We start from the raw sequence: 10,188 nt of genomic DNA on the forward strand, positions 1-10,188 counted from the left end.
CCGGTGCGGCCGGTGCGGCCGGTCGGCGGATCGGGGGGATCGTCCGGGGTGCGGGCCGGGGTGGTGCACCGCAGCGTTGGACCGTGTGCGAAGCGGCCGTGACGGCCGGCTGCCACGATCCCCCCACGCAGTTCGACACCGGAGCCCCGATGACCGAGCCCACCGCTGCCGCCCCCGCCCGCCGCAGCTTCGTCAAGGCCACCCTCGCCGCCGGCGCCGCCGGCGCCGCCGGACCGGTCCTCACCGGCGGGCCCGCCGCCGCTGCGGCAGCGGTGGAACGGGACGCCGTCCCCTTCCACGGCCCGCACCAGGCCGGCGTCACCACGCCCGCCCAGCGCTTCGCCGCCTTCCTCGCCGCCGAGGTCACCGCCCCCGACCGGCCGGCCCTGGAACAGCTGATGCGCTCGCTGACCGACCGCATCCGCTTCCTGACCGCCGGCGGCACCCCCGCACCGGCCGCCGCCGGCGAGCCGCCGTCCGACACCTGCCTGCTCGGCACGGACGTCCCCGCCGACGGACTGACCGTCACCGTCGGCGTCGGCGCCTCGCTCTTCGACGACCGGTTCGGCCTCGCGGCCGCCCGCCCGCTGCGCCTGACCCCGATGCCGGCCTTCCCCGGCGACGACCTCGGCCCGGAGCTGCACGGCGACCTGTCGCTGCAGATCTGCGCCGACAACCGGGACACCGTGCTGCACGCCCTGCGCGACCTGACCCGGCACACCCGCGGCGCGCTGCGCCCGCTCTGGCGGATCGACGGGTTCCAGAACCCGGCCCGGCCGGACGGCGCGCAGCGCAACCTGCAGGGCTTCAAGGACGGCATCGCCAACCCCGACACCGGCTCGGACCGGGTGATGGACAGTCTGGTCTGGGTCGCCGCGGACGGCGGCGAACCGGCCTGGGCGGCGGGCGGCACCTACCAGGTGCTGCGGATCATCCGGATGCGGGTCGAACCCTGGGACGCCCTGCCGGTGGCCGACCAGGAGCGGATCGTCGGCCGGCACCGGGACAGCGGCGCGCCGCTCGGCGGCACCGCCGAGCAGGACGGCCCGGCGTACGGCAAGGACCCGTCCGGTGCGGTGATCGCCCTCGACGCGCACATCCGGCTCGCCAACCCGCGCACCGCCGCCACCGCCGACTCGCGGATCCTGCGCCGCGGCTACAACTACGACCGCGGCGTCGACGGGACCGGCGACCTCGACATGGGGCTGGTGTTCTGCTGCTACCAGCAGGACGTCGCCCGGCAGTTCGAGGCCGTGCAGCAGCGGCTGAACGGCGAGCCGCTGGCCGCCTTCCTCGCGCCCACCGGCGGCGGCTACTTCTTCGTGCTGCCCGGCGTGCCGGACGAGAGCGGCTGGCTCGGCAGCGGCCTGCTCGGCACCGCCTGACGCACCGCCCGACCCGTCCGCCGGAGCGCCGCCGCGCCGCGTCGCCGCACCCCTCGACGGCCCCGCCGGGCGACCCGACCGGCGGGGCTGTCACTGGTGCGGGCGATGATGGTCCCCGTCACGGCAGGAGCGACGGAAGGAGCGCCGGATGACGACCCGGAGGGGGACGCCGACCGCACCCGCCCACCACGGCCACCGCACGGCCGGGGGCCCGCGATGAGCTGGCTGGCCGCCGGCCTGCTGGCCTTCGACCTGGAGACCACCGGCACCGACATCGAGAACGACCGGATCGTCACCGCGGCCCTCGTCCGGCTGGAGCCGGACGGCACCGTCTCGCGGGAGCAGCACTGGCTGGTCGACCCGGGCATACCGATCCCGGCCCAGGCCACCGCGATCCACGGCATCGGCACCGCGCAGGCGCGGGAGCGCGGGGTGGCCGCGGCCGGCGCCGTCGAGGAGATCACCCGGGCCATAGCGGAGGCCCTCGGCTCCGGCACCCCGCTGGTCATCATGAACGCGCGCTACGACCTGTCGCTGCTCGACCGCGAGTGCCGCCGACACGGCGTCAGCCCGCTCTCGGCGCGGCTCGGCGGCACGCCCGCGCCGGTCATCGACCCGCTGGTGCTCGACAAGCACGCCGACCGCTACCGCCGCGGCAAGCGCAACCTGCAGGCGCTCTGCGAGCACTACGGGGTGGTGCTGGACGGCGCGCACCAGGCCGGGGCCGACGCGGTGGCCGCGGCCCGGGTGGCCCGCCGGCTCGGCGAGGCCTTCCCCGCGGTCGGCGGCGTCACGCCGGCCGATCTGCACGCGCTCCAGGTGCGGGCCGCCGCGGAGCAGGCCGCCTCGTTCCAGCAGTACCTGCGCCGCACCTCGGACCCGCAGGCCAGGATCGAGCCGGCCTGGCCCGTGGTGCCCTGGCCCGCCGCGGCCGCGGCGGGTTGACGGCGGCGGGCTCGCCGCGGCCCGGTCCGCCCGTCCCGGCCCCGGATCAGCCGCCGGCCGGGAAGTCGAAGGTGTAACCCTGCGCGACCAGCCAGGGCAGGAGCTGGCGCAGCGCCTCGATCGTCTGGCTGCGGTCGCCGCCGCCGTCGTGCATCAGCACCACCCCGCCGGGGCGCAGGTGCTGCTGGACGTTGGCGACGATCGCGGGGACACCGGGCCTGGCCCAGTCCCGCGGGTCGACCGACCAGCCGAGCGAGCGCATGCCGTGGTCGGCCGCGATCTGCTCGTTCTCGGCGGTGAAGTCGCCGCCGGGGGCCCGGAACCACGGCACCTCGGCGCCCGGACCGGCGGCCCGCAGGATGGTCTGCTTGGCGTCGGCGATCTCGTGCACCTGCTGGTCGTGGCTGCGGCTGTGCAGCGGCTGCGGGTGGTCGACGGTGTGGTCGCACAGCCGGTGCCCCCCGGCGAGGACCAGACGCACGGCCGCCGGGTCGCGGTCGACCTCGTTGCCGACCATGCAGAAGGTCGCCTTGGCGTGGTACTGCGCCAGCAGGTCGAGGATCGGGCGGGTGGCCGGGCCCGGGCCGTCGTCGAAGGTGAGCGCCACGGTGCGGCCGCCGCTCGCGGTGGACCGCAGCACCTGGTGGCTGCGGGTCGGGTCGCTGCCCGGGGTGTGCCAGGACGGGCTCGCGGAGGCACTCGGCGCGGAGGGGACCGCACTGCTGCTGCCGGGCGCGGCGGTGGTCGGCGCCGCGGTGGTGGCCGGGGCGCTCGCCGAGGGCGGTGCGGAGCGCTGCGCCGGGACGGTCGGGGTGGGGCTCGCGGCGGACGGCGAGCCGCTGGTGGCGGCGGTGTCGCGCGGGGTGACGGCGGCGGCCGTGGTGCGGGCGCCGTCGGCGCTCGCGTTGCGGGTGTGGGCATGGGTGGCCGAACCGCAGGCGGCGATCACGGTCGGGGCGAGCAGCGCGGCGAGGCCGAGGCCGAGGGTGCGACGGGATCGGGGGCGGGGAATCCGCATGGTGACGACTCCTGACGTCGTACCGGCCACCCCGGGTGGGGGCGTGTGCCGGGGACGACGTCAGGCGCGGACCGCCGGTTCCGTCGTCGTGTACGAACGGACCCGGTTGTCGGGTCTCAGAACGGATACCAGCGTACGGAGGCCTGCCCGTTGCGCAAGGAGTCCACCCGGCGGCGGAACTCGGCCGCCGCGGCGGGGTTGCCGGGGACGTGCTGGGCGACCCAGGCGGCGCTCGCCGTCTCCCGCGCACCGCGCAGCACCGCGAAGCCGTCCCAGCCCCGGACGTCCCAGCCGTAGGCCGCGGTGAAGGCCCGGTACTCCTCCTCCGGCACCCCGTACCGGTCCTGACTGAGCGCCAGGACGACGAGGTCGTGCTCGCGCAGGTCGTGGCCGGCGTTCTCCAGGTCGAGCAGGACGGGCCCGTCGGGGCCGACGTGGACGTTGCGGGGGAGGGCGTCGCCGTGCACCGGGCCGGGGGTGAGGTGGGGGGTGAGCGCGGCCACGGCCGTGACGAAGCTCTCCTTCCGGGCACGCAGGAAGGCGGTGTCGGCCGGGTCGACGTGACCGGCCGCGGCGGCGAGCCATCCGTCGACCGGGGCGAGCAGGTCGCGGGGGCCGAGCAGGAGGCCCTCGGGGGCGGGCAGCGCGTGCAGGGCGCGCAGCAGCGGCGCGAGGTCGGCCGTCCGCGCCGGGCGGACGGGGGCGGGCAGTCGGTGCCAGAAGGTCACCGGGTGTCCGCCGGCGGTCACGGGCTCGGGGTGCCGGGGCCGGACGACCGTGATGCCGGCGGCGTCCAGCCAGGCGGCGACGGCCAGTTCGCGGGCGGCCCGGGGGAGCAGCGCGGAGCTGCGGCCGACCTTGGCGACGAGCGCGGGGGAGCCGAGGTCGAACACGGCGTTCTCACCGAGCGCGAGCAGCCGGGCGCCGTCCGGTGCGGGCAGTCCGGCGGTGCGGCAGGCGCCGGCCAGCAGGGTGCGGGCGCGGGCTTCGTCGAAGGCGGTCACGGCGGGCTCCTCGGTGCGGTCCGGACCATCCTGGCGCACGGCGGCCGGGCCCCGCGTGCTGCGGGGGCCCGGCCGTGGGGCGGTCGATCGTGCGGGGGTCAGACCCGGGCGCCGCCGGCGGACTGGCCGTCCGGCAGGTGCAGGCCGGCCGGGGCGGGAGCGGCCGGGGTGACCGGCGGGAAGGACTCTCCGTGCGAGAGGTTCGGCAGCCAGTTCAGCCAGCGCGGCAGGTACCAGTTGCGCTCGCCGAGCAGGCTCATCACTGCGGGCAGCAGCACCGCGCGGATCACGGTGGCGTCGATCAGCACCGCGACGGCGAGGCCGGCGCCCATCTGCTTCATCGACTGCATGGACAGCGTGCCGAAGACCGCGAACACCCCGACCATGATCACTGCGGCGCTGGTGACCACACCGGCGGTGGAGCGGATGCCGTAGGAGACGGCGGCCCGGGTGGCCAGGCCCCGGTCGTGCGCCTCCTTGATCCGGGAGACCACGAACACGTGGTAGTCCATGCTCAGGCCGAACAGGATCACGAACAGGAACAGCGGCACCCAGGACTCCACCGCGCCGACCCCGGCGGTGCCCAACAGCGAGGCGCCGACGCCGTGCTGGAAGACCAGGGCGAGCACGCCGTACGCGGCACCGACCGAGAGCAGGTTGAGCACCACCGCGGTGAGCGCGATGCCGAGCGAGCGGAACGAGCAGAGCATCAGCAGGAAGGCGAAGGCGACGACGAAGCCGAAGACCGGGAGCATCGAGCGGGACATCTGCTCGTTGAAGTCGTGCGAGCCCGCGGTGCTGCCCGTGACCGGGGCCTCGGTTCCGGGCACTTTGAGCACCGTGTTCGCCACCACGTCGCCCCGCAGCGCCTCCAGGGCCTCGGTGCTGGCGGTGTCGTTGCCGGTGCCGACGAGCGGGATGTCGACCAGGGCGACGTTCTGCGCGCCGTGCACCGTCACCTGGATCGGCTCGTGCATCTTGCCGGTGGCCAGCGCCCGGGTCCTGAGGTCGGCGAGGGCCTGCTTCATCTCGGGGGAGTCGACGGCGCGGGCCTTGACGACGACCGTGGCGGGGGCGGGGCTGCCGGGGAAGGCCTTCTCGATCCGCTGCGAGGTGGCGACCAGGGCGTTGCCCTTGGGCAGCTGCTGCTGGAAGGTCAGGTTGGCGGTGTGCATGGTGAGCAGCGGCGCGGCGAGGCCGAGCAGCAGGCCGCCGGCGAGGACGGTGGCGGCGAGCGGCCGGTTCAGCACCGGGGTGAGCAGGGCGTTCCAGACCCGCCCGCCGGTGGCGGCGTCGCTGCGGCGGAGCTTGTGCAGCAGCGGGAGGCGGCCCTTGTCGACCCGGTCGCCGAGCATCGACAGCAGCGCGGGCAGCACGGTGAGCGAGCCGAGCACGGCGGTGATCACCACGAGGATGGTGGCGAAGGACATCGCCTGGAAGTCGGCGATGCCGGTGAGGAAGAGGCCGGCCATGGCGACGACCACGGTCACGCCGGAGACCAGCACGGCCCGGCCGGAGGTGGCGGCGGCGACCTGGAGCGCGGTGGCGGCGTCGCGTCCGGCGGCCCGCTCCTCGCGCTCGCGGCGCAGGTAGAACAGGCAGTAGTCGACGCCGACGGCGAGGCCGACGAGCAGCATCACCGAGCTGGCGTCGTCGCTGGTGTGCAGCAGGCCGCTGGAGAGGGCGACCAGGCCGCCGGCGGCGATGAAGGCGGTGAGCGCGAGGACGACCGGCAGCACGGCGGCGACCAGGGCGCCGAAGGCGATCAACAGGATGCCCAGCGCCAGCGGGACGGCCGTCCACTCGGCGCGCTGGAAGTCGTTCGAGAACTGCTCCTGGAACCACTTGCCGGAGCTGGCCTCGCCGAACTCCTCGACGGTGAGGTCCTTGTGCTTCGCCTGCACCCCGGCGACCGCGTCGAGCACGGCCGGCACGTTCTCGACGGCCTTCTCGCGGTCCTCCCCGGCCACGGTGAACTGCAGCAGCGCGGAGTGCCGGTCGGCCGAGACGGCGCCGGTGTCGTACGGGCTGCGCAGGTCGGCGGCCTTGCCGGTGGCCCGCACCGCGGCGGCGGCCTCGTCGACGACGGCGCGGAAGGCCGGGTCGTCGGCGGTCAGCGCGGCGCTCTGGACGAGCACGGTCTCGCCGGCCGGGGTCTTGATACCGGCCTCGTCGAGGATCTTCGCGGCGCGGGCGACCTCGCCCGGCATCATCTCGGAGTCGGTGACCTTGGTGCTGCCGTGGAGGCCGCCGAGGAAGGCGGCCAGGACGACGAACAGGAGCCAGCCGAACACCGCCGTCTTGCGGTGTCTGGCGCTCCACGCGCCCATGGCGGCGGCGAGGCCGAGCTTGGGTGTCACGGGTCCCCCAGGGAGAGCGGCGGGTGCGGTCCGCCGGAGCTTGGTGCCGGTGTTCCCGGCTGCTGGAACGACCCTAGGAAGCGGGGAGTTGACGGAGTATCCGGCTGGCGGGTGAGTCGACCCTGGGCCTGCCCGGAGGGCCGGGGTGGGGTTTTCCCCACCCCGCGCTCCTCCTCGGGGTCGGTCTTCGGCTCCACCCTGAGGGGGAGGCGGATCCGCCCGGAGCAGGAGGTGCACGGCGCGGGCGCAGGTCAGGATGGTCCGAGGAGGCGGCCGGTACCCCCTAGGGGTGCCCGCCGGGGGCGGGGTTACCTGCCGACCGGCTAGTGGCATCGCATAGGATGCCTCCACACGTACTTGCCTGCCGACCGGCTAGGGATTCCTCCCGGGCCGGTCCTGCCGTTGCCCGGTTTCCGTCCCCCGAGGGCTGCGGTGAACCATGCCCAGGAGGCATCACGAGCATGTTCCACCGAATCGGAGACTTCGTCGTCAGGCGGGCCTGGTGGGTGATCGGAGCGTGGCTGATCGCGGCCGTCGCGATCATCTCCACCGCTCCGACGATCACCGCGCAGACCGACGAGAGCGCCTTCCTCCCGAAGCACTACGAGTCGATCCAGGCCGCCGAGCTGCAGGCGAAGGCCTTCCCGGCGAACTTCTCGCCGGGCGCCTACGCGCTGTTCGAGCGCACCGACGGCGGCAAGCTGACCGAGGCCGACAAGGCCACCGCCGAGAAGGTCGCCAAGGGCCTCGCCGACAAGCACATCGAGTCCGTCGAGACCGTCCTGCCGGTCGGCAAGACCTACGCCCCGGACGGCACCTTCGGCATGTCGATGATCGCCATCGACAAGAAGGTCATGCAGAAGCCCGAGGCCGCGGACGCCGCCAAGGCGCTGCGCGAGGCGGGCACCGAGCTGACCGCCGGCACCCCGGTCAAGATGCTGCTCGGCGGCCCGGCCGCGAGCATCCTCGACCAGCAGGACTCGTCCAAGCTGGCCGAGGCGCTGATCGGCATCGGCACCGTGGTGATCATCCTGCTCACGCTCTGGCTGATCTTCCGCAGCCCGATCGTGGCGCTGCTGCCGATCGTGTCGATCTTCGTCTACTCGATGGTCGCCAACGGCCTGATCGCCGACGCGAGCAAGGTCTTCGGGCTGAAGGCGGACAACTCGATGTCCGCCATCCTCATCGTGGTGCTCTTCGGCGTCGGCACCGACTACTTCCTGTTCCTGATGTTCCGCTACCGCGAGCGGCTGCGGGCCGGGGACGACCGCAAGGAGGCCGTGGTCAACGCGGTCGGCCGGGTCGGCGAGGCGATCGCCTCCGCCGCGGGCGCCGTCGTGGCCGCCTTCGCCGTCCTGGTCCTCTCCAGCCTCGGCATGTTCACCGCGCTCGGCCCGTCCCTGGCCATCGCCGTCGCGGTCACCGCCTTCGCCTCGATCACCCTCGTCCCGGCCGTGCTCTCGGTCCTCCCCGAGCGGGTGCTCTTCCGCCGGGTCGTCGAGTGGCTCCGCTGGGACGGCCGGCAGCTGGCCTGGCTGGCCCGCCTCGCCCGCGGCCCGCGCCCGACCGGCGACTTCCCCGCGCACTGGATGCGCCAGGCCAAGGGCACCCGCTTCGCCGCGCTCGGCAGCGGCGTGCAGCGCCGTCCGGCCCTCGCCGCCCTGGCCTCCGGCCTGGTGCTGGTCGCCCTGACCGTCGCCGCCCTCGGCTACAAGGGCACCTTCGACCTGGCCAGCGGCTCGATGCCGAAGACCAAGGAGTCGATGGTCGTCCAGGACCGGATGATGAAGGCCTTCTCGGCCGGCGCCGCCGACCCGAGCCACGTCTACCTGACCGCCACCGGCGGGGCCAAGCTGGACACCGCGGGCCTCGACACCTACCGCGCCGCGCTCGCCAGGACCCCGGGCGTCGCCGCGGTGCCCGCCGAGCGCACCCAGCTCAGCAAGGACGGGCTCACCGCCGACATCACGGTGATCCTCAAGGACGCGCCCGCGACCAACAAGGCCATCGACACCATGGGCGGCCTGCGCGACACCGCGCACGGCTCCGCCCCGAGCGGCACCAAGGCCCTGGTCGGCGGTCAGACGTCGATCTTCAAGGACATCAACACCGCGATGGTCCACGACTACACGCTGGTGTTCCCGCTGGCGGCGCTGCTCATCCTGGTCATCCTGGCCCTGCAGCTGCGCAGCGTGGTCGCGCCCTGGTACCTGATGGCCTCGGTCGGCCTCGGCTTCGGCGCCACCCTCGGCGCCACCTCGCTGATCTTCCAGAAGATCGGCGGCGAGCCGGGCCTGATGTTCATGCTGCCGATCTTCATCTACCTGTTCGTGGTCGCGATCGGCACCGACTACAACATCCTGATGATCGCCCGCCTCCGCGAGGAGGTGAAGGAGGGCCGCAGCCCCCGCGAGGCCGCCGGCCAGGCGGTCAAGCACGCCGGCCCGACCGTCGCCGCCGCGGGCTTCATCCTGGCGGCCACCTTCGGCACCATGCTGCTGGCCGGGAACTCGCTCTTCAGCCAGATGGGCTTCTCGATCGCCTTCGGCATCATCATCTCGGCCTTCGTGATGGCGATGTTCTTCACCCCGGCGATCACCGCCCTGCTGGGCCGCGCGGCCTGGTGGCCCGGCCACCAGGACGCCGCCGACCGGGACGGCCCCACCGTCCCCGAGGCGGAGCCGCAGCCGGCCGGCCGGATCTGACCGCACGGTCCGCACGGACCCGTGGGCGGGGCACACGATCGGCTGTGTGTGCCCCGCCCGCGGGCCGTTCAATCCCGGGGAGCCCGAGGTGTGACGAGGAGAACTCTCCCGATCATTGAAGGCGCCACCGTGCTACAGTCGAGGCAGTTGCAGTTTTGGTCCCATGAACGTGCGTGTGCGCCTGCTGGTTCCAACCGCCAGGCGCATTTGTTTTTATCCGGTGTTTTGTCTCCGGACGGGGATCGCGGCTACTCGGGGTCTGCGAGGTGCAGGCCCCTGATGCCCCAGAATGAGGAGACGGTTATGGCTACCGGCACCGTGAAGTGGTTCAACAGCGAAAAGGGCTACGGCTTCATCGAGCAGGACGGCGGCGGCGCCGACGTCTTCGCCCACTACTCGAACATCAACGCCCAGGGCTTCCGTGAGCTCATCGAGGGCCAGAAGGTCGAGTTCGACGTCACCCAGGGCCAGAAGGGCCCCCAGGCGGAGAACATCCGCCCCCTCTGAGTCCGGCCCAGCCCGACTCACGCTTGACGAGTGAGGGTCCGCACCTGCGGGTGCGGGCCCTCGCCCATTGCCGCCGAACGGCCGGGGCGGCCCCGCGCGCACTCCTGACGGCCGACCCACAAGGTCCGGGCGCACGGCACCGCCGTGCCCGCCGGCCGATCAGGACGGAGCAGCATGACCGATCAGGCACGCCCGCAGCGCGGCACCTCCCGCCGGGCCCCGGGCACCGGACGCCCCCAGCGCGGTGGCGCCCCCCGCGGCGGC

Annotated in this window: 7 protein-coding genes; 4 read left to right on the forward strand and 3 right to left on the reverse strand. The window is 74.1% G+C overall.

The window, feature by feature from the left end:
- The first annotated feature begins 149 nt into the window (after positions 1-149).
- Together efeB and ABZ641_RS16880 are read left to right on the forward strand one after the other, a co-directional pair.
- Positions 150-1,385 carry an iron uptake transporter deferrochelatase/peroxidase subunit gene (efeB, locus tag ABZ641_RS16875; RefSeq protein WP_359982601.1) on the forward strand — a complete coding sequence of 412 codons (1,236 nt, stop codon included), beginning with the start codon at positions 150-152 and terminating at the stop codon, positions 1,383-1,385.
- Between the two features lie 216 nt (positions 1,386-1,601).
- Positions 1,602-2,330 (forward strand): exonuclease domain-containing protein, encoded by a 729-nt coding sequence (locus tag ABZ641_RS16880; protein ID WP_359982603.1) that lies wholly within the window; start codon positions 1,602-1,604, stop codon positions 2,328-2,330.
- Positions 2,331-2,376: 46 nt separating this feature from the next.
- Here the strand turns inward: ABZ641_RS16880 and ABZ641_RS16885 are convergent, their stop codons facing one another.
- The 3 genes from ABZ641_RS16885 to ABZ641_RS16895 all read right to left on the reverse strand — a co-directional run bounded on the left by ABZ641_RS16885 (position 2,377) and on the right by ABZ641_RS16895 (position 6,682).
- Entirely contained in the window at positions 2,377-3,348 is a 972-nt protein-coding gene (locus tag ABZ641_RS16885; RefSeq protein WP_359982606.1) for a polysaccharide deacetylase family protein, read from the reverse strand.
- A 116-nt stretch (positions 3,349-3,464) separates the two neighbouring features.
- The gene (locus tag ABZ641_RS16890) at positions 3,465-4,352 is read right to left on the reverse strand and encodes an aminoglycoside phosphotransferase family protein (RefSeq protein ID WP_359982609.1); all 888 of its coding nucleotides are present in this window, start codon (positions 4,350-4,352) and stop codon (positions 3,465-3,467) included.
- Positions 4,353-4,450: 98 nt separating this feature from the next.
- Positions 4,451-6,682: an MMPL family transporter gene (locus ABZ641_RS16895; RefSeq protein ID WP_359982613.1), complete on the reverse strand. Its 2,232-nt coding sequence runs from the start codon at positions 6,680-6,682 to the stop codon at positions 4,451-4,453.
- Between the two features lie 491 nt (positions 6,683-7,173).
- On the opposite strand from ABZ641_RS16895, the gene ABZ641_RS16900 reads away from it, so the two are divergent.
- Complete coding sequence (locus ABZ641_RS16900) at positions 7,174-9,417, forward strand: MMPL family transporter (protein WP_344624523.1); 2,244 nt, start codon at positions 7,174-7,176, stop codon at positions 9,415-9,417.
- 303 nt (positions 9,418-9,720) lie between these two features.
- Positions 9,721-9,924, forward strand: a complete 204-nt coding sequence (locus ABZ641_RS16905; protein WP_263105940.1) for a cold-shock protein — start codon at positions 9,721-9,723, stop codon at positions 9,922-9,924.
- Positions 9,925-10,188 lie beyond the last annotated feature (264 nt).

This window comes from Kitasatospora sp. NPDC007106, from assembly GCF_040634455.1.
GTDB classification, from domain to species: Bacteria; Actinomycetota; Actinomycetes; order Streptomycetales; family Streptomycetaceae; genus Kitasatospora; species Kitasatospora arboriphila.